The 23137-nt window shown below is 65.6% G+C and carries 24 protein-coding genes; 12 read left to right on the top strand and 12 right to left on the bottom strand.

Annotated elements, in window-relative coordinates; translation table 11 throughout:
* Window positions 1-32 precede the first annotated feature (32 nt).
* Complete coding sequence (locus H8F01_RS02780) at window positions 33-488, bottom strand: hypothetical protein (protein WP_187057563.1); 456 nt, start codon at window positions 486-488, stop codon at window positions 33-35.
* Window positions 489-598: 110 nt separating this feature from the next.
* Here H8F01_RS02780 and H8F01_RS02775 point away from each other — a divergent pair, with 110 nt between their 5' ends.
* Window positions 599-1258: a 2'-5' RNA ligase family protein gene (locus H8F01_RS02775; RefSeq protein WP_187057562.1), complete on the top strand. Its 660-nt coding sequence runs from the start codon at window positions 599-601 to the stop codon at window positions 1256-1258.
* Between the two features lie 54 nt (window positions 1259-1312).
* Here the strand turns inward: H8F01_RS02775 and H8F01_RS02770 are convergent, their stop codons facing one another.
* On the bottom strand, window positions 1313-1714 hold the full coding sequence (locus H8F01_RS02770) for an ExbD/TolR family protein (protein WP_187057561.1): 402 nt from the start codon (window positions 1712-1714) through the stop codon (window positions 1313-1315).
* 223 nt (window positions 1715-1937) lie between these two features.
* Here H8F01_RS02770 and H8F01_RS02765 point away from each other — a divergent pair, with 223 nt between their 5' ends.
* The 3 genes from H8F01_RS02765 to H8F01_RS02755 all read left to right on the top strand — a co-directional run bounded on the left by H8F01_RS02765 (window position 1938) and on the right by H8F01_RS02755 (window position 4424).
* The gene (locus H8F01_RS02765) at window positions 1938-3335 is read left to right on the top strand and encodes a M20/M25/M40 family metallo-hydrolase (RefSeq protein ID WP_187057560.1); all 1398 of its coding nucleotides are present in this window, start codon (window positions 1938-1940) and stop codon (window positions 3333-3335) included.
* 88 nt (window positions 3336-3423) lie between these two features.
* The gene (locus tag H8F01_RS02760) at window positions 3424-4191 is read left to right on the top strand and encodes a class I SAM-dependent methyltransferase (RefSeq protein ID WP_187057559.1); all 768 of its coding nucleotides are present in this window, start codon (window positions 3424-3426) and stop codon (window positions 4189-4191) included.
* Window positions 4192-4211: 20 nt separating this feature from the next.
* Window positions 4212-4424, top strand: coding sequence for an oxidoreductase-like domain-containing protein (locus H8F01_RS02755; RefSeq protein ID WP_238481123.1), 213 nt, complete (start codon window positions 4212-4214; stop codon window positions 4422-4424).
* 626 nt (window positions 4425-5050) lie between these two features.
* Here the strand turns inward: H8F01_RS02755 and H8F01_RS02750 are convergent.
* On the bottom strand, window positions 5051-6133 hold the full coding sequence (locus tag H8F01_RS02750; protein ID WP_187057558.1) for a linear amide C-N hydrolase: 1083 nt from the start codon (window positions 6131-6133) through the stop codon (window positions 5051-5053).
* A gap of 211 nt (window positions 6134-6344) precedes the next feature.
* Here H8F01_RS02750 and H8F01_RS02745 point away from each other — a divergent pair, with 211 nt between their 5' ends.
* The 3 genes from H8F01_RS02745 to H8F01_RS02735 all read left to right on the top strand — a co-directional run bounded on the left by H8F01_RS02745 (window position 6345) and on the right by H8F01_RS02735 (window position 9557).
* Window positions 6345-7157: a creatininase family protein gene (locus H8F01_RS02745; RefSeq protein ID WP_187057557.1), complete on the top strand. Its 813-nt coding sequence runs from the start codon at window positions 6345-6347 to the stop codon at window positions 7155-7157.
* A gap of 38 nt (window positions 7158-7195) precedes the next feature.
* Window positions 7196-8371, top strand: coding sequence for a YncE family protein (locus H8F01_RS02740; RefSeq protein WP_187057556.1), 1176 nt, complete (start codon window positions 7196-7198; stop codon window positions 8369-8371).
* A gap of 187 nt (window positions 8372-8558) precedes the next feature.
* Entirely contained in the window at window positions 8559-9557 is a 999-nt protein-coding gene (locus H8F01_RS02735) for an LLM class flavin-dependent oxidoreductase (RefSeq protein ID WP_187057555.1), read from the top strand.
* A 12-nt stretch (window positions 9558-9569) separates the two neighbouring features.
* On the opposite strand, the gene H8F01_RS02730 is transcribed toward H8F01_RS02735, so the two are convergent.
* From H8F01_RS02730 to H8F01_RS02690, 9 genes are all read right to left on the bottom strand, one after another.
* On the bottom strand, window positions 9570-10601 hold the full coding sequence (locus H8F01_RS02730) for an HDOD domain-containing protein (RefSeq protein ID WP_187057554.1): 1032 nt from the start codon (window positions 10599-10601) through the stop codon (window positions 9570-9572).
* A gap of 96 nt (window positions 10602-10697) precedes the next feature.
* A complete protein-coding gene (locus H8F01_RS02725; protein ID WP_187057553.1) occupies window positions 10698-11957 on the bottom strand; it encodes a TIGR03862 family flavoprotein in 1260 nt (419 codons plus the stop codon).
* 209 nt (window positions 11958-12166) lie between these two features.
* Window positions 12167-12916 carry a slipin family protein gene (locus H8F01_RS02720; RefSeq protein WP_187057552.1) on the bottom strand — a complete coding sequence of 250 codons (750 nt, stop codon included), beginning with the start codon at window positions 12914-12916 and terminating at the stop codon, window positions 12167-12169.
* A gap of 24 nt (window positions 12917-12940) precedes the next feature.
* Window positions 12941-14311, bottom strand: coding sequence for an NfeD family protein (locus tag H8F01_RS02715; protein WP_238481122.1), 1371 nt, complete (start codon window positions 14309-14311; stop codon window positions 12941-12943).
* Window positions 14312-14415: 104 nt separating this feature from the next.
* Complete coding sequence (locus H8F01_RS02710) at window positions 14416-14922, bottom strand: hypothetical protein (RefSeq protein WP_187057551.1); 507 nt, start codon at window positions 14920-14922, stop codon at window positions 14416-14418.
* Between the two features lie 73 nt (window positions 14923-14995).
* Window positions 14996-15265 carry a cell division topological specificity factor MinE gene (gene minE / locus H8F01_RS02705; protein ID WP_187057550.1) on the bottom strand — a complete coding sequence of 90 codons (270 nt, stop codon included), beginning with the start codon at window positions 15263-15265 and terminating at the stop codon, window positions 14996-14998.
* Window positions 15266-15270: 5 nt separating this feature from the next.
* Window positions 15271-16086 carry a septum site-determining protein MinD gene (gene minD, locus H8F01_RS02700; protein ID WP_187057549.1) on the bottom strand — a complete coding sequence of 272 codons (816 nt, stop codon included), beginning with the start codon at window positions 16084-16086 and terminating at the stop codon, window positions 15271-15273.
* A gap of 42 nt (window positions 16087-16128) precedes the next feature.
* The gene (minC, locus tag H8F01_RS02695) at window positions 16129-16896 is read right to left on the bottom strand and encodes a septum site-determining protein MinC (RefSeq protein WP_425490063.1); all 768 of its coding nucleotides are present in this window, start codon (window positions 16894-16896) and stop codon (window positions 16129-16131) included.
* Between the two features lie 8 nt (window positions 16897-16904).
* Entirely contained in the window at window positions 16905-17525 is a 621-nt protein-coding gene (locus H8F01_RS02690; protein WP_187057547.1) for a GNAT family N-acetyltransferase, read from the bottom strand.
* Between the two features lie 211 nt (window positions 17526-17736).
* Between H8F01_RS02690 and H8F01_RS02685 the strand changes: the two genes are divergently transcribed.
* From H8F01_RS02685 to H8F01_RS02665, 5 genes are all read left to right on the top strand, one after another.
* On the top strand, window positions 17737-18966 hold the full coding sequence (locus H8F01_RS02685) for a sensor histidine kinase (protein ID WP_187057546.1): 1230 nt from the start codon (window positions 17737-17739) through the stop codon (window positions 18964-18966).
* 106 nt (window positions 18967-19072) lie between these two features.
* A complete protein-coding gene (locus H8F01_RS02680; protein WP_019464490.1) occupies window positions 19073-19714 on the top strand; it encodes a response regulator in 642 nt (213 codons plus the stop codon).
* A gap of 243 nt (window positions 19715-19957) precedes the next feature.
* Complete coding sequence (locus H8F01_RS02675; RefSeq protein ID WP_187057545.1) at window positions 19958-21301, top strand: SRPBCC family protein; 1344 nt, start codon at window positions 19958-19960, stop codon at window positions 21299-21301.
* Between the two features lie 171 nt (window positions 21302-21472).
* A complete protein-coding gene (locus tag H8F01_RS02670) occupies window positions 21473-22405 on the top strand; it encodes an ABC transporter ATP-binding protein (RefSeq protein WP_187057544.1) in 933 nt (310 codons plus the stop codon).
* Window positions 22402-23136, top strand: a complete 735-nt coding sequence (locus H8F01_RS02665) for an ABC transporter permease subunit (RefSeq protein WP_187057543.1) — start codon at window positions 22402-22404, stop codon at window positions 23134-23136. The genes H8F01_RS02670 and H8F01_RS02665 overlap by 4 nt, the downstream gene beginning before the upstream one ends.
* Window position 23137 lies beyond the last annotated feature (1 nt).

The raw sequence follows: 23137 nt of genomic DNA, 5'->3' as shown, positions 1-23137 counted from the left end.
GGGCGCTCCTGCCAAGATGTGCGCGACGAGCCTCAACCAGCGAGCTTGTTGCGCGTGAAGAGCGCAATGATCCAGCCGAACAGCAGCATCGCTGCGAAGTTGGCGATGAAGCTGAAGACGCTGAAGTGCGGCACTTTCTGTAGCGCCGAGAGCGGCATCACCACGTAGTTCATCACGAAGAACACCACCACGCCGTAGGCTACGCCCCAGACGGGCCACTGGCGCGTGGCGGCCACGCGTCGGCCGACGATGAGCACGAAGATGGCGGCGATCAGCAACGACATGGCCCACTGCAGCACCATGCCCAGCGCGGCTTCCGCGGGCCCGCCGGCGAGGGAGCCTTTGCCCAGCACGCCACCGGCGACGTATTTGAGGATCACCATGGGACTGTAGCCGCTGATGAGCGAGGCGGCGCCGATATCCAGCGTGCCGGCGACGAAGCCACCCCAGAGGATGGCGGCGAGTACGGGATGACGCGAGCGGGGCATGGCATTCTCCTGGGCGTCTGGCCGGGTCACTTTAGCGGGCCGGGCGCGCGCCGGCGACATGACGTTACGCAGGGGCGCAGCGTGTACGAGGGAACCGGTACCATCAGGTCATGCTCTTTTCCGACCTTCAGGCGGGCCCCTCCGAAACGCTGGTTGCCGACCTGCGTGATTATCCCGAGTGGCACCGGGGACGCCGGCGCTATGGTGTCTGGGTGGTGCCGGTGCAGGATGCCGACTTGCTCGGATACCTCGAGACGGCGCGCGCGCAGCTCGCCGACCTGATCCACCCCAGCCCCCGTCGACAGCCCCACCTCACCCTGTATGTCTGCGGCTTCCCGGGCGAGGGCCCGTTGGATGATGACTTTCCCGCCAGCGGTCTGGCGCAGCAGCAGGCGTCGCTGGAACGTTTCGCAGGCGCTTCGTGCCGCTTGCCGTTGGCTCGACCGGACAGTTTCGCCAGCGCCGCCTTTGTTCCCGTGGGCGATCCCATGGAGCGGCTGGCGGATTGGCGACGTGTCCTGGGGCAGGCGGCGCGCGAGATCAGGCAGGCGGCGTATGTGCCTCACATTACCCTGGGCCTGTATCGCCAATGCGTGCCTGCGGCCGTGGTGCGCGAGCGCCTGGCGGCCCTCGATGCGCCGCCGTTGTCGATGGTGGTCGACGAAATTCAGTACGTCACTTTCGATGCGCGTGATCAGCTGGGGCCCTTGCACACCGTCCACCGGATAACGCTGGATGCATCGAGCGAGGTCGCCTTGCCGCAGGCATGAGCCACGCGACTCCTGCGAAGGTGCGCAGGCACCTTCGCAGGCCATGCGTTCGATTCAGCGCGAACCCATGAAATCGATCTTCTGCAGGCCTTGTCGCCGGGCATCGGCAATCACGTCGGCAACCGTCTGGTAGGACACGCCGTCCGCGGGGTCGATCAGCAGGCTCGGCTGTTCGGACCGGTGTGCGGCCACGGCGAGTTGAGAGGACAGCATCGCGGCATCGACGGGGCTGTCGTTCCAGGTCATCGATCCATCGGCATGGATGGACAGCTGCACGGTTTCGGTGGGCGTTGCCTTGTCCACGGTGCCCGGTTGCGGCAGGTCGAGCTTCAGTTTGTGGGTGAGCACGGGCGAGGTGATCATGGTGATCACCAGCAGCACCAGCAGGACATCGACCAGTGGTGTCACGTTGATCTGGGCGAGCGGAGCATCGGAAGCGCGAGCAGAGAAAGCCATGTTCTTCCTCCTGACGGCGTGATGTTGCATCGATGTGGGATGCCGGGCCTGGGGATGCGCCGGCGACTGCAGCTTACTCCTGCTGCCGGGGAGGCACGCAAGGCCGGCCATCTGGTGGTGCGATGCCGCAGATGGTTTCGTTTGATCCCAAGCCATGGCGCGGTGTCGCACAGGCGTGGGAGGCGACATACTCCGGTCTCCTTCCGACGCTGCTGAGCCGCCAATGCTGAAGCCCCTGTTCGTTTCCCTGCTGACCTGTTCCGTCGCGCTGCCTGCCATGGGGGCGACACTGGACGCCAACCAGGCCCGTGCACGGGATATCTTCAGTCACCTCATCGCCTTCAAGACCGAGATCGGGCAGGGGCAGGTGCCGGTGATGGCGAACTACCTGGCCGATCAGTTCCGTGCGGCGGGTTTTCCCGATTCGGACATCCATATCATTCCGCACGGCGAGACCGCCGCGATGGTGGTGCGCTACCGCGGCACCGGCAAGGGCGGCAAGCCTATCGCGCTGATGGCGCACATGGACGTGGTTACCGCCAAGCCGGAAGACTGGCAGCGCGACCCGTTCAAGCTGATCGAAGAGAACGGCTATTTCTACGGGCGCGGTACCGAGGACATCAAGAGCGGCGTCACCGTGCTGGCGGCCAACTTCATCCAGCTGAAGAAGGCCGGCTTCGTGCCCACGCGTGACCTCATCATCGTCTACACCGGTGACGAGGAAACCTCGCAGGACACCATGGACGATCTGGTCAAGAACCATCGCGACCTGGTCGACGCGGAGTTCGCCCTCAACACCGATGCCGGTGGTGGCGAACTCGGCGAAGACGGCAAGCCGCTGGTGTTCGGCCTGCAGACGGCTGAAAAGGCCTATGCGGATTTCGAGCTCACCACGCGCAACCCCGGCGGTCATAGCTCGTTGCCGCGCGCCGACAACGCCATCTATGAGCTGGCCGATGCGTTGAAGAAGGTGCAGGGTTACGCGTTTCCGGTGATGTGGAACGACACCACCATCGCATCGTTCAAGGCATTGGGTGCGACGACGCAGGGCAAGGTGGGGCAGGCGATGCGCGACTTCGCCAAGGATCCGCATGACGCGGCGGCGGCTGCCGTACTCGCTGCCGAGCCGTCGGAAGTGGGCAAGACGCGCACCACCTGCGTGGCGACCATGTTGCGCGGGGGGCACGCGGACAACGCGCTGCCGCAGTCGGCGACGGCCAACATCAATTGTCGCGTGTTCCCGGGTGTGGCCATCGAAACGGTGCGCAAGACACTGCAGGATCAAGTGGGCCCGAAAGTCGAGGTCACCCTGATCGGCCATGCCGTGGCCAGCGACGCTTCGCCGCTGCGTCCAGACGTGGTGGATGCCGTCACCAAGGCCGTGCATACGATCCGCCCGGGCGTCACGGTTACGCCGGTGCAGGAATCGGGTGCCACCGACGGCATCTACTTCCGGGCCGCCGGCATCCCCACGTATGGCGTGAATGGCATGTTCATGAAGAACAGCGATTCCTTCGCCCACGGCCTGAACGAGCGTGTGCCGGTGAAGTCCTTCTATGACGACGTGGCCTACTGGCACGCGCTGCTGACCCTGCTGGCGGGGCCCGGTTCGGCGAAATAACGCGACGGGTGCCCGTGCCGAAAGGGGTGTCGCGGTTTATCCTGTGGGGGCGCAAACTGGCGCCCCCACATCCGAGACGGAGTTCGATATGCGTCCCACCGCCCTTGCCGTGCTGGTTGCTCTCGCTTTCCCTGTCACCGCCACGCTGGCCGCTGCGCCGGCGTCGACCGAAGTTCCCTCGTACGTCACCGCGGCCGTCAGCGACCCCGCCCGCAAGGACGATACCGGGGCTGATGACCGCCGCAAGATTGCCGACATCATGACCTTCGCCCAGGTGAAGCCCGGCCAGTCGGTGGTGGACCTGATCCCGGGCAGTGGCTACTTCACCCGCGTGTTCAGCGGCATCGTCGGTGCCAAGGGGCGCGTGTACGCGGTGTGGCCGAACGAGTACGGCAAGGAGGCCACCTCCGATGTGCAGGCGTCCAAGGCGCTGGTCGCCAATCCGCACTATTCCAACGTCGGCGTGCTGATGGTGCCCTCGAAGGAGTTCAAGACGCCGGAGAAGGTTGACCTGGTCTTCACGTCGCAGAACTACCACGACTACCCGGACAAGTTCATGGGCAATGTCGATCCGGTGGTGTTCGACAAGCAGGTGTTCGATTCGCTCAAGCCCGGCGGCCTGTTCGTGGTGATCGACCACGTGGCCGAAGCCGGCTCGGGCATGCGTGACACCGACACGCTGCATCGCATCGACCCGGCCATCGTGAAGAAGCAGGTCGAATCGGTCGGCTTCGTGTTCGATGGCGAGAGCGACGTGCTGCGCAACCCGAAAGATCCGCACAACATCAAGGTATTCGACAAGTCGATCCGCGGTCATACCGACCAGTTCGTCTATCGATTCCGCAAGCCCGGCTAAAATTGTTTGGTATTCCCGATTTGACTGATCCACTGCAAACCACGAAGGCGGAGGGCGCAGGCGCGCCCTCCAACGATCCATCGCCCACGCCACCGCAGCGCCCCGACGACGAAGACTGCTGCGGCCAGGGCTGCGTGCCCTGCATCTTCGATCTCTATGACGAAGCCATGGGGCGCTATCGCGAAGCGCTTGCCGCGTGGAAAGAGCGGCATCCGGGCGAGTCGCCCGGTTGAGGCGCGAATTGTAGGAGCGCACCCTGTGCGCGACCGTCCCGCAACAGGATTACCTCTTGATGCGGCTTTCGCCTGGCGCGACAACCGACCTCTGAAGTCATCATCCAGTCCGCAGTCGCGCACAGGGTGCGCTCCCACCGTTGTCGTTCCCCGCAGGTGTCGCTGGACGTGACTACGGCGCCGGCATGATCTTGAACGACGGCTTTTCCCCCGGACTGTGCGAATCACCCGGCTGAGTCCTGAACTGTAGGAGCGCACCTTGTGCGCGACCGCAGAATTCACAGTGACATCAGTGGCCGGTCTTCGCGTGGTGTGCAGACCGGTGAAGTGATCCTGCCGCGGGACGGTCGCGCACAAGGTGCGCTCCTACAGGTGAGGGCTTTCGCTGCGGTGCCGGCGCGGGCATGAACTTGACTGACGGCGTTTCCATGAACCGTGCCCTCACCCAGACCACATACACCGTCCCGGCCAGGGCTCCAACGGTAGGAGCGCACCCTGTGCGCGACCGTCCCGTGGCAGAGTCACCTCTCGATCCGGCGCTAGCCTGACGCGACAACCGCTCCCATGAGGTCATCATCCAGTCCGCGGTCGCGCACAGGGTGCGCTCCTACAGGTGAGGGGTTTCGCTACGGTGCCGGCGCCGGCATGAACTTGAACGACGGCGTTTCCACGAACTGTGCCGACACCTCGCCTGCATACACTTTGCCGCCGGCCATGGTGAGCTTTTTCACCGGCGCGCCCGGTTTCAGGTCGACCTTGTGCAGGTCGACCCAGAACGTGTTGGGCGTAGTGGCGGAGTCGAAGTAGTAGGTGAGGTTCTTCTGGTCGGCCACGGTGTGCCAGATGGTCGAGGAAAGGTTCGGCTGGTCCGGCGTGGAGATGCCCAGCGGCACGCTCACCGCGCGCTGCACGCTCAGCACTTCGGCCACGGCCTGGTACTGGTAGTTCTGGTTGGGCACGCCTTTGATGTAGTTGGGGTCGGGCTTCTTGGGCACGGCATCCAGCAGGAACGAGGCGCGCACGAAGCGGTCGGCCGCGCGGTTCGTGCCCGGCAGGAATTTCAGGCCGCCAATGCCTTCCCAGTAAGTGTTCAGCGCCAGCTGCTCGTCGTAGACCGGCGAGTTCGTCATCACCTTGTACTGGTGGCCGTGATGGATCACCAGCTTGCCGCCGATGTATTCGAGGATGGCCGAATCGCCGCTGGCGTCGGACATGGACATGTGGATGGTGAGCGGCTTTCCGTTGGGCAGCGGCGGCGCGATGATCTGGAACGGCTCCTTCGCCAGTACCTTCACCGCTTCGTCCACGCTGGCGAAGTTGTCGAGGATGTACTGGCCCCACAGGCTGATCGCCAGGTGCTGGCGCTTGGGGTCGGGCTTGCCGAAGTCGGTTTCGGCCAGGTACAGCGCATTCATCACCAGGCCTTTCTCGTTGATGCCATCGACGCTGCCGATGTCGTAGCCGGCAACGATCACGCTGCCATAGCGCGAGGTCCACTTGGGCGAGTTGGGCCCGGCGTTGCCGTCGCGCTGGATGCCCGCAGGGAAGATCCACATGTTCGAGTCCATGTCTTCGGACCAGTCCATGTTGCGGCCGGTGATGACGGTGTTGTCCTGGCCCACGTACAGCGTGCGCGTGCAGGCATACGACGAGACGGTGGCCATCGATGCGGACAGGGCGAGGGCAACGGCGAGAATCTGGCGACGCATGGGCAGCTCCGTGGCAGGGCGAGGGCAAATGCCGCTGGGTTGGAACAGACCATGGCCGGCATGAAAGGCCTGTGTAGCGGGTAAGCCCTTGTTGCGGTAACGCTTGTGGGGAGCGCGACGAACCGGGACGCAGGCCGGCCGCGGTCACGCACGGGGTGCGCTCCTACAGGCAGGGCTTTACACTTGGCGTCTGGTTTTTCAGGACGATCCAATGCCTTACCCGTCGTTGCGAGCCCTGCTGTGCGGGCTCTTGCTGCTGGGCGCGCAAGCTGCCATGGCCCAGACCCCGCGCACGGTGCAGCTCGAAGACCTCACGTGGACCGAGATCCGCGACCAGGTCCAGGCCGGCAAGACCACCATCATCATTCCCATCGGCGGCACCGAGCAGAGTGGCCCGGGCATTGCCGTGGGCAAGCACAACGCGCGGGCGGCCTATCTTTCGCAGAAGATCGCCGAGCGCCTGGGCAATGCCCTGGTGGCCCCTGTGGTGGCGTACGTGCCCGAGGGCAATACCGCGCCGCCCAGCTCGCACATGCGTTTCCCGGGCACCATCACCGTATCGGACACTGCATTCGAGCAAATGCTGGAATCTGCCGCGCAGAGCTTTGCCGTGCACGGCTTCCGCAACGTGGTGTTCCTGGGCGACCACGGCGGTTACCAGAAAGACCTGGACCGCGTGGCGGCAAAGCTGAACAAGGCGTGGGGCGGCAAGGCCCGCGCCATCGTGCCGCCGGAGTACTACGCCACCTCGTCGGACGGCTTCAACCAGATCCTGCGCCAGCACGGCATCAAGGACGACGAGATCGGCACGCACGCCGGCCTGGCCGATACCTCGCTGCAGCTCGCCGTGGCTCCGCAGATGGTACGGCTGGATCGCCTGCAGCACGGCCCGAAGCTGGGCACGGCTGACGGCGTCTACGGCGGCGACCCTCGCCGCTCCTCGGCTGACCTCGGTCAGCTGGGCGTGGATGCTATTGTGGTAAATACCGCCAACGCCCTGCGTCGCGACACGCAGGCGCACTGAACGACTTCCCCCTGTATCACTCAACCAAGTTGTGACCCATGGCCATCGCTAAATCCCTGCGCTCCTCCCGTCTGTTCCGTCTCGCACCGTTCGCGCTTGCCGCAGCGTGCCTGGGCGGCACCGCCCTGGCGGCTTCGGCCGTGACCACCGTGCCCGGCATGCCGGCGGTGGTGAACCCCGCCAACATGTACACCGAGGCGGGGCTGGGCAAGCTGAGCCCGGTGGTGAAGAACGACCCCGCGCGCATCTACGTGCCGAACCTGCGTTCGAACGACGTGTACGTGATCGATCCGACCACCTACAAGGTGGTGGACAAGTTCAAGGTGGGCGAGGGCCCGCAGCACGTGGTGCCGTCCTATGACTTGCGCACGCTGTGGGTCACCAACAACGCCGAGCGCAAGAAGACCGGCAGCCTCACGCCGATCAACGCCGCCACCGGCAAGCCGGGCACCGCGGTGCCGGTGGATGACCCGTACAACATGTACTTCACGCCGGACGGCAAGGAATCCATCGTGGTGGCCGAGGCCTTCGCACGCCTGGACTTCCGTGATGCGCACACCCAGGTGCTGCATTCCAGCCTGCAGGCGCCGGAGTGCAAGGGCATCAACCACGCCGAGTTTTCCATCGACGGCAGCTTCGCCATCTTCACCTGCGAATTCACCGGCAAGCTGGCGAAGATCGACATGGTGAACCGCAAGGTGGTGGGTTACCTGGACCTGTCCAAGAAGGGCATGCCGCAGGACATCCGCTCGTCCCCGGACGGCAAGACGTTCTACGTCGCCGACATGATGGCTGATGGCCTGTACCTGATCGATCCCTACAGCTTCAAGCAGGTCGGCTTCATCAAGACCGGCGTGGGCACGCACGGCCTGTACCCGAGCCGTGACGGCACCAAGCTGTACGTGGCCAACCGTGGCTCCAACAAGGTGCACGGTCCGCGCGGCGGCAAGGGCAGCGTGTCGGTGGTCGACTTCGCCACGCAGAAGGTCGTCGCCAACTGGGGCATTCCCGGCGGCGGCAGCCCGGACATGGGCAACGTGAGCGCGGACGGCAAGACCCTGTGGCTGTCGGGCCGTTTCGATGACGTTGTCTACGCCTTCGACACCACCACCGGCCAGGTGCGCAGCATCAAGGTGGGCCAGGAGCCGCACGGTCTGGCGGTGTGGCCGCAGCCGGGTCGCTACTCGCTGGGCCATACGGGCATCATGCGCTAAGCCCTTGCGTCGGCGTTGAACGAAAAAGGCGGCCTCATCGGGCCGCCTTTTTCATGCGCCATCGCCTGCCGGGTCAGGCGCGGCTGTGGCGGTGAGGGATGTCCGGGGCGTGCGCATGGGGCGGGGGAGGGGCTGGTATTCACCGCCCGAGACCCCACGTCTTGGGCTTCCCCGTCGAGGAATCCCCATGATTCCGTTTTCCGTACTCGATCTGGCGCCCGTTACCGAGGGCAGCAACACCACCCAGGCATTCGCCAACACGCTGGACCTGGCGCGTCGCGCCGAGCGGCTGGGTTACCAGCGCTACTGGCTGGCGGAGCACCACAACATGCCCGGTATCGCCAGCGCCGCCACGGCGGTGCTGATCGGTCACGTGGCAGGTGGTACATCGACCATCCGCGTGGGCGCCGGCGGCATCATGTTGCCGAACCACGCGCCGCTGCAGGTGGCCGAGCAGTTCGGTACGCTGGAATCGCTCTATCCGGGGCGCATCGACCTGGGGCTGGGGCGCGCGCCGGGCACGGACCAACCCACGGCGCGCGCATTGCGTCGCTACTTCGACAGCGCCGACGCGTTCCCGCAGGACGTGGCCGAGCTGCTCGCCTATTTCGAACCGGCCACGCCGGAGCAGGCCGTGCGCGCCGTACCAGGCGCAGGCATACCGGTGCCGGTGTGGTTGCTGGGATCAAGCCTGTTCAGTGCGCGGCTCGCCGCTGCGATGGGCCTGCCGTTTGCGTTTGCCTCGCACTTCGCGCCCGATGCGATGGACGAGGCGCTGGCGCTGTATCGGCGCGATTTCCGGCCGTCCAAACGCCTGCAGGCGCCGTACGCGATGCTGGGCATCAATATCGTCGCGGCGGAAAGCGATGCCGAGGCCAAGCGCCTGTTCACCACGCAGCAGCAGAGCTTCATCAATCTGCGGCGCGGACGGCCGGGCCTGATTCCGCCGCCCATCGACGATATCGAGACTTACTGGACGCCCACCGAGAAATTCGGCGTGGAGCGCGCACTGGCCTGTGCCGTGGTGGGCCATGCCGACACGGTGAAAGAGGGCGTGGAAGCGTTCATCGCACGCCATCGTCCGGATGAACTGATGGTCACCGCCAACGTGTTCGACCACGAGGCGCGCTGCCGTTCGTTCGCCATCGCCGCCGAGGTGCGCGAGCGCATCGTCGCCGGTCGCTGACGCGACGGCGAATCAGGCTGCGTCGAAACTCTTGCGCAGATCCTGCTGGCAACGCGCCAGCAGCTGCGGCGGGAAGGTGGCGATGGGGTCGTTGCCGTAGCCGGAATCGCGGTCGAGCAGGCCCTGCTCGGAGAGCAGCTGATACATCGCCAGACGTTGGGCCACGTGCAGCACGCGGCTCATCGGCAGCGCGAGTGCGGCGCTGCCGTGGTCCGCATGTTCAACCAGCGCCTCCAGTACGGGCGGCGGAAGTTCCCAGTGCTGTCCGGCCTGCACGGTGAGTTGCGCGGCCAGCCGCACGCATTCGTCGATGAAGGCGGGTGAGCTCGCGGGCAGTTCAGTGAGTTGCAGTTCCCGGTCCAGCATGCGCCCCACGGCGCCCAGGCCGCTGTAGCCCATCAGGGCCACCAGGTACGCCTCGAAGGCATCGCACTGGCCCTTGCTGAGGTACACCGCGGCATGGCCACAACGTTCGGCGTGATCCCACAGGCGCTGGCCCACGAGCTGGCCGTTGGTGCCGGCACTGGCCATCAGGATGGGTTTCATCACATAGGACGTCACCACGTGGCGCAGGCCGATCTGGCCCAGCAGTACCACGGCGTGCTGCAGGCTGCCGATGGGGTGGGCGGTGCGATAGGTCACGCTGCCGGTGACGCGCATGACTTCGCCCACCAGCACGGGATCGCGCTTGATGAGGTCGGCCAGTTGCGAGCCGCTGAGCTGGTCGTTCTTCATGGCACGCATCAGCTGCGGCAGCACGGTGGGCATGCGGGGCAGGCTACGCACGTCGAAGCGTCCGCTCTCGCACTGGTCCCGCAGGCGCTGCAGGATCGCCTGCTCGCGCACCTTGTTGGGGTTGTCGCCCGCGCTCACCGGCTGGCTGAGGATGAAGCGGAAGAAACGCTCGGCGATCTCGTCGCAGGGAATGGCGGGTTGAACCGGCACGGCGTCCGCGGCCAGCCCGGCACTGGGGGCAGCCGGGCGCGCCGTCGGTAAATCCGCCGTGCGTTCACGTCCGAATACTCGCCACCAGTTCCCCATCATCGTGCTGCCAGCTCCCTCGAATGGCACCCGCTTGGCTGTATATCGGCCGCTGGCGGAAATAATGTAATGCGGCGTCGCCGCATTGCGACGCGATGCTCAGTTATCGGCCGCAACCGGGTTTTGCTTGATCCAGTCGGCCGCGCCCTGGCCGGCGCGAAGCCCGCTGGCGAAGCAGGCGGTGAGCAGATAGCCCCCGGTGGGCGCTTCCCAGTCGAGCATTTCGCCGGCGCAGAACACGCCGGGCAGCAAGTCGAGCATCAGGGTCGGGTCCAGCACTTCCAGCCGCACGCCGCCACCGCTGCTGATGGCCTCGTCGATGGGGCGCGCGCGCAGCAGGCGCAACGGCAGGCGCTTGATGGTGCGGGCGAGTGTGCCGGCATCGTGGAACTGCTCGCGGTCGAGCACTTCGTGCAGCAGGGCCGCCTTGACGCCGCTGAGCCCGGTCTGCCGCCGCAAGTGTTCGCTCATTGAACGGCTGCCGCGGGGCTTGGCCAGATCGGAGCGCAGACGTTCCACGGGGCGGTCCGGTGCCAGGTCCAGCTCGATGGTGATGCTGCCATGCGTGGCGATGGCATCGCGCAGGATCGCTGACCAGGCATAGATCAGGCTGCCTTCGATGCCGTCGGCGGTGATGACGCATTCACCCTGGCGCGAGTGTTCCAGGCCGTCCTTGTCGCGCAGGTGGATGGTCACCGGCTTGAGTGGCGCGCCGGCAAAACGGGTGGCCAGGTGTTCGCTCCAGCCGATATCGAAGCCGCAGTTGGAGGGCACCAGCGGGGCGACGTCCACGCCGCGTGCGGCGAGCGGTTCCTGCCACTGGCCATCCGAACCCAGCTCCGGCCAGCTGCCGCCACCCATGGCCAGCACCACGGCATCGGCGCGCACATGTTGTTCGCCCTCGGGCGTGGCGAAGCGCAGGGCGCCATCGTCGGACCAGCCCAGCCAGCGATGGTGCACGTGGAAGCGCACGCCGTCTTCGCGCAGCCGGCGTACCCAGCCGCGCAGCAGTGGAGCGGCTTTCAGGTCGCTGGGAAACACACGCCCCGAGGTGCCCACGAAGGTTTCCACGCCAAGACCGCGGGCCCATGCGCGCAGGTCGTCGGCATCGAAGCTGGCCAGCCACTCGCCGACTTCCCGGGCACGCTTGCCGTAGCGCTGGATGAAATCCGGCTTGGGTTCGCCGTGGGTGAGATTCATGCCGCCCTTGCCGGCAATAAGGAACTTGCGGCCCACCGAACCCTTGGCATCGAACACATCCACCGATACACCCGCCGCATGCGCGGCTTCAGCCGCCATCAGGCCGGCAGGGCCACCGCCGATGATGGCGAGGCTGACGTGGGTGGGGGTGGCGGACATGGAGGCAGGCTTGGCGATTGGCGGGCCATTGTACAGGCTGCCCCGGCCGGGCCTTTCTGATCTTTGTAGGAGCGCACTTGGGTGCGACCGCGGGCGTCAGGTCAGTTGAGCACGGCAGGGCCTCATGGAGACTTTGCGAAGACCGACTTGAGCGGCACGTCATTACGCCGCGGTCGCGCCCAAGTGCGCTCCTACAGGGTTGGGGGCGCTCAGCTCATCCTGTCCAGCAAGGGCTTCACCAGATCCAGCGGCAGCGGGAAAAACACGGTGGATGCCTTGCCGCCGCTGGCCATGTCGGCCGCCGTCTGCATGTAGCGCAGCTGCAGCGCCTGCGGCTGCTGTGCCAGCAACGCGGCAGCGTCACGCAACTTTTCGGCGGCCTGCAGTTCGCCGTCGGCATGGATCACCTTGGCGCGGCGTTCGCGTTCGGCCTCGGCCTGCCGAGCGATGGCGCGCACCATGGTTTCATTGAGGTCCACGTCCTTGATCTCGACGTTGCTGACCTTGATGCCCCACGGGTCGGTGGCCTCGTCCAGGATCTGCTGCAGGCTGTGGTTGATCGAATCGCGCTGCGAGAGGATGTCGTCCAGCTCGTGCTGGCCAAGCACGGAGCGCAGTCGCGTCTGCGCCAGTTGGCTGGTGGCCTGGAAGAAGTCGGCCACCTGCAGGATCGCCTTGTCCGGTTCCACCACGCGGAAATAGACCACGGCGTTCACCCGCACGGAAACGTTGTCGCGCGAAATCACATCCTGCGGCGGCACATCCATCACCGTCACGCGCAGGTCCACGCGGATCATCCGCTGCACCATGGGCACCAGCACGAACAGTCCCGGCCCCTTGGTGCCCGTGTAGCGGCCCAGCGTCAGCACCACGCCACGCTGGTATTCGGGCAGTACCTTGATGGAAAGGAACAGCAACGCTATGCACCAGATCACGATGACGCCGACAAAGCCGAACATGTGCATCTCCTTGGGTTGTCAGGATCAGGCGCGGGTGACCCGCAGCAGCAGGCCTTCGCGTCCCACCACGCGTACACGCGTTCCCGCCGGCAGGGCGGTTTCGCTATGCACGCGCCATTGTTCGCCACTGATGCGCGCCCAGCCGTCGCCGTGCGCGTCCGTGGGCTGGGTCAGTTCGCCGGTGGCGAGCAGCATCTGCGCGTCGCCGTTGAAGGTGCGCGTGCGCCGCGACCGCGCCACCAGCCGCAGCAGCACCGCCAGCACCGCTACCGCGCCCAGTGCCATGCCGGCGATCACACCGAGATTCACCGAATAACCGGGCACGCCGGTATCGAACAACATGATCGAGCCGATGACGAAGGCGATGACGCCGCCGATACCGATGGCGCCTACCGAGGGCATCAACGCCTCGGCAAGCACCAGCCCGATGCCCAGCAGCATCAGCGCAAGGCCTGCGTAATTGACCGGCAGCAATTGCAGCGCATACAGACCGACCAGCAGGCAGATGGCTCCCGCCACGCCCGGCACGAACACGCCGGGATGGAAGGCTTCCAGCACCAGGCCGTACATGCCGGCGAGCAGCAGCAGGTAAGCGATGGTGGGATGGGTCACCAGGGCGAGCAGATGGGTGCGCCAGTTGGGCGCGTAATCGCGCACGGAAAGGCCGGCGAGGTGCAGGGTCAGGTCCTGCCCACCGACATGCACGTGCCGTCCCTGAAGCCGCAACAACAGGGTGGCAACGTCCGGTGCGATCAGATCGGCCACGTGCAGCTGCACGGCTTCGTCGGCGGTCAGCGTGGCTGCGCCCTGCACGGCCTTGGCCGCCCAGTCGGCATTGCGGCCGTTGAGCTGCGCCAGCGAGCGGATCGAGGCGACGGCGTCGTTGAGCACCTTGGTCGATTCGGCGTCGGAAGAGGGCGGCGGCGTGGTGCTGCCCGGTGTGGCTGGCGGGTTCATCGACGGCAGCGAACCGCTGCCGTCCAGCGACACTGGCGTTGCCGCGCCGACATGCGTAGCCGGTGCCATCGCCGCCACCGGGCAGGCATAGAGGATGTACGTGCCAGCGGAGGCAGCGCGCGCACCACTGGGCGCGACATAACCGATCACCGGCCGCGGACTGGCCAGGATGCTGGCGATGATCTCTCGCATCGAGTCGGACAGGCCGCCCGGGGTATCCAGCTGCAGCACGATGGCGGTTGCGCCGTCACGGGTGGCGCGGCGCAGGCTGTCGTCAACGTATTCCGCCGCGGCCGGGCCGATGGGGCCGGATAGATCGATGCGCGCCACGAAGTCGTTGGAGCGCGGCACGTTGCCGGCGGCGTCCTGCGCCGTCGTGCTGGCGGCCAACATGATCGTCAACAGCGCGCTGGCCCATATCGCGAGCGTTCGTGTCACGCCATGCCTCCTTGGAGGGCGCGCGGACACATTGCGCCGGAGGATGTTCTGTTGGCGTGAGGTGTGGCGCAGCCAGGCTACCGCGGCCGTGCCCAGGCCGCGGCTCAGCTGTAAACCGGCTGCCCGTCCTGATCCAGCAAACCGTGTTCGACCAGCCACTGTCGCGCGTTGTCCGCATCCTGTTCGAACCATGCCTGCGCCGAGCCGAGCCGGAACGTATAGCCCCAGGCATCCATGTCGGTCATCAGGCGCCTGCGTCCGACCCCCGGCAGTTCGTCGGCAAGGACGATCTCCAGATAGCAGGTGGCGTCTTCTTCGGCGATGGAATCGGTGGCGTCGGTATGCACGAAGGCGCGCCGCTCGGGCGGCAGCACGATCAGGTGGCCGGCCTCGTGCAACAGCGAGTGCACCGGCGTGTCGTCGCGGGCATACACCGTGCTGCCGATGATGCCGGCTTCCTCGTCCCCCCAGAAACTGCCGGGAATGGCCGTGCCGGCGGCCACGCGCTCCAGCGTGAGCCCGTAGCGGGCGAGCAGGCGGGCAGGTGCCTCGAAGCCGATTTCGGCCAGGCGCATCACGCTTGCTTCGTTGGGAGAGGAGGGTGCTGACATGGGAATAAAAATCGCCGCCGGTTCGCGGCGGCGATGGCATGGCAAGGTGGCGCGGCCAGGCCGCGCCACGACATCAGCCGGACTTGGCTTCGGCGTGTTCGGGCAGTGCTACCGAAAGCTCGAGGATCTCGTGTCCGCTGTCGCGCTCGACGTTGATGTTGATGGCTTCGAGGTCGACGTGGACGTATTTCTTGATCACTTCGAGCAGCTCGTTGCGCAGCAACGGCAGGTAGTCAGGCGCGCCACGGGTGGAGCGCTCCTGGGCCACGATGATGCGAAGACGCTCCTTGGCGACGGCAGCGGTGGGTTCCGGCTTGCGCTTCAGGAAATCAAGAATACCCATCGAGATCAGCCTCCGAATACGCGCTGGAAGAAGCCCTTCTTGGGCGCGTCGAGGAAGCGCATGACGCGTTCCTCGCCGAGGATGCGGGCCACCGTGTCGCTATAGGCCTGACCGGCGAAGGAGTTGTCGTCCAGGATCACCGGCACGCCCGCATTCGACGCGGCCAGCACGTTCTCGGATTCGGGGATGACGCCGACCACGTTGATGCCGAGGATTTCCTCGACGTCCTTCACGCTCAGCATCTCGCCCACGGCCACGCGAGCCGGGTTGTAACGGGTCAGCAGCAGGTGCTGCTTGATGGCGCCGTCGCCACGTTCGGCGCGGCGGGTCTTGCTGGAAAGCAGGCCCAGGATGCGGTCCGAGTCGCGCACGGAAGACACTTCCGGGTTCACCACCACCACGGCGTGGTCGGCGAAGTACATCGCCAGGTGTGCACCCTTTTCGATACCGGCCGGCGAATCGCAGACGACGTAATCGAAGCCTTCCTTGCCCAGCTCTTCGAGCACCTTCTCGACGCCTTCCTGGGTGAGGGCGTCCTTGTCACGCGTCTGGCTGGCGGCCAGCACGTACAGGCTCTCGTAGCGCTTGTCCTTGATCAGCGCCTGCTTGAGCGTGGCTTCGCCGTGCACGACGTTGACGAAGTCGTACACCACGCGACGCTCGCAGCCCATGATCAGGTCGAGGTTGCGCAGGCCGACGTCGAAATCGATCACCGCGACTTTCTTGCCGGACATGGCAAGGCCCGTGGCAAGCGAGGCGCTGGTCGTGGTCTTGCCCACGCCGCCCTTGCCCGAGGTGACAACGATAATCTCAGCAGTCAAGGCTCATCTCCGCGTAATGCTTTGTTGTAGTAGTAGTGATCGTCACAGCTTGGCGATCAGCAGTTTTTCACCTTCGAGCCAGCATCGCACAGACTGGCCTTCCAGGTCCTTGGGAATTTGTTCGAACACGCGGTAGTGGCCGGCAATGGCCACCAGTTCCGCGTGGAAGTTCGAAATGTATATGCGTGCTTTCTCATCGCCCTGTGCGCCGGCCATCGCACGGCCGCGCAGGCTGCCGTAGATGTGGATGCTGCCGTCGGCAATCACTTCTGCGGCGTTGGCGATGGTGCCGGTAACGACCAGGTCGCGATCGCGCGCGTAGACCTGCTGGCCCGAACGCACGGTGCCGTCGACATGCTGCGCCCCGAGCACGGGGCCGGCCGGTACCGGCTCCGGTTCGTGCCGCACGGGTTCGGCGCGGCGCGGCGGTTCCGGCGCCACGGCGGCAGGCGCCGGCGGGGCGATGCTGCCGCCGTCGGCCGGCTCATAGGCGGCGCGGAACTTGGCGATCAGGGGCAGGCCCATGCGCTGGGCCAGCGCGTCGACTTCGCTGGTGCCGTAAGCCAGGCCCACCGGCAGCATGCCGGCGCTGCGCACGGCTTCCAGCAGGGCGTCGACCGTGCCGTCATCGGGCAGGTTCAGCAGGTGGCTAAGGTCCAGCACCACGGCGGCGCGGGCGAACAACTGGGGGGCGGTGCGAACGCGGCGTTCCAGCTCTTCGCAGAGTGCAGCGGCGTCCACGCGCTTGATGCGCACATTGGCTATGCCGACCTGGCCAAAGCGCAGGTCACAGGCGTCTTGAGTATCCATTCTTGCATTCACGGGCGCCGCTCTCCCGCGAGGCGGCGCTGGGGGGTATCGGGATGGACGGGGCGCTGGCGCTCGGCCAGCCACGGCACATCGGGCAGGCCGTCGTGGTCCAGGTAGGTTTCACGCACGAAAGCATAGCTCGGCAGGTCCTTGGCGAGCAGGCTCACCTGCGGACCGTCTTCGCCCATGCGTTGCTGGCCCACTTCCTGGAAGCCATAGGTGCCGTGGAACAGCACCACCACGTCGTCGCGCGGCTCCAGGAACACCTCGCAGGTCAGCAGCGGCACGCGCACCTCGGCAAAGCTGGTCACGTCGCAATAGAAGATGCGACCCAGGCCGTGGCGACGGTAGGCGTTGGCGATGACGATGCGATCGATGTAGGCGAACTGCGGGTAATGCTCGGCAAACCACAGATAGTTCGGGCTGTCGTAGTTGCGACCTTCGCGCAGGGCGATCAGGAACCCGGCCAGGTGGCCATCGATCTCGGCCACGCGGAAATAATCCGCGTGTTCGTAGAAGTAGCGCAGCTGAGCCGCGTCAAGGGCGAGGATGGTGCGGCCGGCGGCGTTGTTGAGCGCCAGTACGGCATCCAGGTCGTGCTCGCGCACGTCGCGGATGGCAAGGGCCATTCGTTGCTCCGCTCTATGTGGTTCGAGTGATAAGACCGTTGGATCGGCCCCCGTTATCGGCGCGCATTATGACATGCGTTCGGCGGCCGCACATAACACGGCGCACCATGTAAAACCTTTGTAAAGCCCGAGCGGTCGTGCCTTATGGCAGGGGTGGGGGAGTGACTTCTCACGCATTGCACCACGCCTGCCCGCAGCTGATGATGCGTACATGGCCTGGTCAAACATTAATCACATCCGGCTGCTCCGGTACGCTGGTCTGTTCACGTACCTGTGCATCGCGCTGCCGCTGCTGTCGGGCCCCGGTGGCCTGGCGGAGGTCAGTGCGTGGTGGAGCAACCCGAACATCACGGGCTGGATCCTTTCCTACCTGATCTTCGGCGTGACCTACCTGCTGCTGACCCGGCGGTCGGCCATGACCCGGCAGACCGGCTACCCGTCGGTGATCCAGCTGCTGGGGCTGGTGGTGCTCACCGGCTCGGCGGTGGCCATGGGCTGGTTCAGCCAGAGTGGCCTGTCCGCCATGCTCATGCTGGTGATCGCGGTGGTGCTGCCCTGGCAGCTGCCGGTGGGGGCAGGGCTGGCCTGGATGCTGCTGCAGAACCTGATGCTGATCCCCATCATTGCCAGCTACATGGGCTGGACCATCGTGACGGCGCTGCTGCAGGTGGTCATGTACCTGGGCATCTCGGCGCTGGTGTTCTTCACCTCGATGATCGCCAGCCTGCAGGCCGAGGAGCGCGAGGTGCAGCGCCGGCTCAATTCCGAACTGCGCGCCACCCGCGCCTTGCTGGCCGAATCCACCCGCATCGCCGAGCGCATGCGCATTGCCCGCGACCTGCACGACCTGGTGGGCCATCACCTGACCGCGCTGAGCCTGAACCTGGAAGTGGCCAGCCACCTGGTGAACGCGCAGGCGGCCGAGCATGTGCAGAAGGCCCAGGTCACGGCCAAGCACCTGTTGTCGGACGTGCGCGAGGTGGTGAGCGAACTGCGTCAGGACGACGCCATCGACCTGACCGTGGCTTTGCGCAGCCTCACCGAGGGCGTGCCCGGCCTCAGCGTGCACATGCAGACGCCGCCGCGTTTCAGCGTGGAAGACCCGCGCCGCGCCCAGGTGCTGCTGCGCTGTGCGCAGGAAATCATCACCAATACGGCGCGCCATGCCGGCGCGCGCAACCTGTGGCTGCGCTTTGACTACGTCAACGCCAACCTGCTGGAGCTCTATGCGCGGGACGATGGCCGCGGCGTGGCGAATTTCCGGCCGGGCAACGGCATGTCGGGCATGCGTGAGCGGCTGGTGGAGTTCGATGGCAGCGTCACGGTGGACACCGCATTGAATCAAGGGTTTGCGTTGACCGTCAGGCTGCCGTTGGGCGAAGTCCCGGAGCTGGCGCACACGCCGTCACGGTTCGAGCCTCCCGCGCTGGGCATGCTGTAGCCTTGTGTGAAGGTCGTGCCAAAATGTGCTGCTTGGATAGCAGCATCGTTCTTCCCCGTTGGTCGCGGGCATCGCACGCCGACCACAAACGTTTCGAGGATTCGCGATGATTTCCGTCTGTCTCGTTGACGACCAGAACCTTGTTCGACAGGGCGTCCGTTCACTGCTGGACCTGGCGGAGGACATCCGCGTGGTGGCCGAATGCGCCGACGGCGCCCAGGCCGTGCAGGACATCCCGCGGGTAAAGCCCGACGTGGTGTTGCTGGACCTGCGCATGCCCAACATGAGTGGCCTGGAAGTGTTGCAGGCGCTGTCCGCCCGCAACGAACTGCCGCCCACCATCATCCTCACCACCTTCGACGACGATCAGCTCGTGCTGCAGGGCCTGAAGGCCGGCGCCCGCGGCTACCTGCTGAAGGACGTGTCGCTGGAGCAGCTGGTGGAGGCCGTGCGCACCGTCGCCGCCGGTGGCTCGCTGGTGGCACCCATGGTCACCCAGCGCCTGCTGGCCGGCGTGGGCCGCATGCAGAACCAGTTCACCAGCCTGGAGCAGCCCGATCCTCTGACCGAGCGCGAGACGGAAATCCTGCGCCTGCTGTCCGGTGGCTACAGCAACAAGGAGATCGCCAACTCCCTGAAGGTGGCGGAGGGAACGGTGAAGAACCACGTTTCCAACATCCTCTCCAAGCTGGGGGTGCGCGACCGCACCCGTGCCGTGCTGAAGGCGCTGGAGCTGGGGATCGTCTGATCGCCCGACCCCTCGCGGGGCCCGGTCTGACGCCATTCGCGGGCGTCCGGAGGGCCCCTGTCGGGCAGTCTTTACGGCCGGATGGCGTTCAGGCGCGCGAGCAAGTAGTATCGGTGGCTTCGGCGCTGGCCGACCCCTCGTTCATGCAGTGATTCCTCGGGAATCGCCCGTGGCGGGCCGGTCTCCGGCGACTGCCCTTGTGTGCCGTATACAGATACAGAGTGACGTGCGGAGAACCCCGGAATGATGCGTGTTCTTGAATTTATTGTGGCCCTGATCATTGTCGTCGTCGCGGCGGTGGTGGTGGGTGTGGTGATGCCCAGCAGTGGTCATATCGAACGACAGCTGGTGATCGGCAAGGACATGCGTCAGGTCTATGACGTGCTGAACAACTTCCGCCGCTTCCCGGAGTACTCCGAGCAGCGCGATGCTGACCGCAACATCAAGTTCGACTTCTCCGGCAAGGCCTATGGTCCGGGCGCCGAGATCAGCTGGGCCAGCGAAGACGGCAAGATCGGCAATGGCAAGTTCACCATTGCTTCGGCCGACCCGAGTTTCGACAAGGTCGACGGTACCGCCAAGAAGGCCACCGTGATCTGGAACATCGACAACGACTGGCGCGGCAACGACAAGCACTTCACGCTTGACCTGGAACGCAACGGCAGCCGCGGTCAGCTGACCAAGGTGACCTGGTCGTATGACGTCGACTACGGCTTCAACCTGATCAACCGTTACTCCAGCCTGTACATTCACGGTGACCCGGACGTGTTCGTCCAGTCCACCCTGAACAACCTGCAGAACGTGCTGGCTTCGGTCCAGAACGTCGACTACACCAAGCTGATCCCGTACATCGAGCAGACCCAGCCGACGGCCGTGCTGGCGGTGTCGACCTCGATCGAGCGCAAGGGCGGCCTCGAGGCCCTTGATGACGCCACCAACAAGGCCATCGGCCAGATCCAGGCGGCTGCCAAGAAGCTGGGCGTGACCACCACCGGTCCGCGCATCATCTACACGACCAACTACGGCGACCAGAACTACACCTTCGACGTGGCCATGCCGATCAGCGCGACCAGCCTGAACGTTGCCGGCCAGACGGTGGAACTGACCGCTGCCAAGTCGCCCGACCTGAACCCGGCAACCGCCAGCACCGCTGCCGATGCCAACGCCGGTGGCGACACCACCCCGGGTGGCCATGACCGCTTCGGTCGCCTGATCGTCGACAACGACGTGCGTGCTTACCTCGCCTTCGGCGGCCCGGCCCTCAAGGCCGTGTGGAACGGTACCGCCGCTGGCGTGCCGCAGACCCGCGACCTGATGAAGGCCTATGCCCAGACGCACGGCTACAAGTTCGACGAAGTGGTCAACCGCTTCTATGACATCGAAGCCAAGCCGGAAGTGAAGCAGGGCGACGACGTGAAGCAGTACGCCGAATACGACGTGTACCTGCCGCTGAGCTGGGCTCCGGACCAGACCCCGGAACAGGCTGCCGGCATCAAGCCGCCGTCGCTTGACGACAGCGCCGACCAGGCTCCGGCCTCGTCCAGCACCGCTGCCGCTCCGGCCAGCGACTCCAGCACCGGCAAGTAAGTCGCCGTCGCTGTAAAGCATTGAAGAGGCCCTCCCTGGTGGAGGGCCTTTTCATTTTCGTGGCGCACAGGCTCCGGTTCCCGAGAACTTTTCAGGTACATTGCGGGTCGACGTCGCTGGTGGGGCCCGCGACACGCGTGCGGCAGACGCACGCCACTGACGACTCAGGACATGATCGAAACCGAACAGCTCACACGCCGCTACGGCACCCTTACCGCAGTGGACTCGCTGAGTTTCCGCGCCGAGCCCGGCCAGGTGCTGGGTCTGTTGGGGCCCAATGGCGCCGGCAAGACCACCGCCATGCGCATGATTGCCGGCTTCCTGGCGCCCAGTTCGGGCACCGCCCGCGTTTGCGGCTACGACGTGCGCAAGGAGCCGCTGAAGGCCAAGCGCGCGCTGGGATATCTGCCTGAAGGTGCGCCGAGCTACGGCGAATTGACGGTGCGTGAATTCCTTACCTTCATCATGCGCATGCGTGGCCTGCAGCGTGACGAGGGTTACCGGCGCTTTGAGCGCGTCGTTGGCGGGCTGCAACTGGAAGGTGTGCTCGACCAGTGTATCGATACCTTGTCGAAAGGCCTCAAGCGCCGCGTGGGCCTGGCGCAGGCCATCGTGCACAACCCCCAGGTGCTGATGCTCGATGAGCCCACCGATGGTCTCGATCCGAACCAGAAACACACGGTGCGCCAGCTGATCGACCAGATGGCGCGCGACCGCACCATCCTCATTTCCACGCATCTGCTGGAAGAAGTGCACGCGCTGTGCAACCGCGTGGTGATCATTGCCAACGGACGCCTGCTGGTCGATGCCACGCCTGCAGAACTGGAGTCGCGTTCGCGTTACCACGGCGCGGTGTCGTTCAGTGCGCCGGGCAGTGGCGTGTCGCAGGAAATGCTGGGCCGACTGCCGCAGGTGGCATCGATCGAGGTGGATCCGATGGACGGTCGCATCACGGTATTCCCACGACCGGGCGAGCGCATCCTGGAGCCGGTGGAAACCTTGCTGCGCCAACAGGGGCTTGAAGTGTCGGAAATCCAGCTGGAACGCGGACGCCTGGACGAAGTGTTCCGCCAGATCACCGCGGGCGCGGAGAACCGGGAATGAGCCCCATTGCCGCGGTGACGCGCCGCGAACTGCGCAGCTACTTCGTGACGCCGGTGGCGTACGTGTTCCTGGTGATCTTCCTGGTGTTGTCGGGCATCCTCACGTTCTACGCGGGCGATTTCTACGAGCGCAAACAGGCGGACCTGCAGCCATTCTTCGTGATGCACCCCTGGCTCTACCTGGTGTTGGTGCCGGCGGTGTCCATGCGCATGTGGGCGGAAGAGGCCAAGGGCGGCACCCTGGAGCTGCTGATGAGCCTGCCGCTCACCCTGGCCCAGGCCATGCTCGGTAAATTCCTGGCGGCGTGGATCTTCATCGGGCTGGCCCTGGTACTGACCTTCCCGATCTGGATCACGGTGAACTACCTCGGCTCGCCCGACAACGGCGTGATCCTCGCCGGTTATATCGGCAGCTGGCTGATGGCCGGCGCCTTCCTCGCCATCGGCGCCTGCCTGTCGGCGGTGACGCAGAGCCAGGTGGTGGCATTCGTGCTCACCCTGGTGGTGTGCTTCCTGCTGATCCTGGTAGGCCAGCCGCAGGTGATGGAGTTCTTCCAGGGCGCGATGCCGCGTAAGCTGGTGAATGCCCTGGCGCACCTGAGCATGGTGCGTCACTTCGAGGCGATTTCGCGCGGCGTGCTGGACCTGCGTGACCTGCTGTACTTCGTGGCGAGCATGGCCGCCTGGCTCACTGCGGGCGTACTTACGCTCGACCTGAAGCGGACGCCTTGAA

The organism is Dyella telluris (assembly GCF_014297575.1).
Lineage (GTDB): Bacteria > Pseudomonadota > Gammaproteobacteria > Xanthomonadales > Rhodanobacteraceae > Dyella > Dyella telluris.
This window is presented reverse-complemented; position numbering and strand designations above follow the sequence as displayed.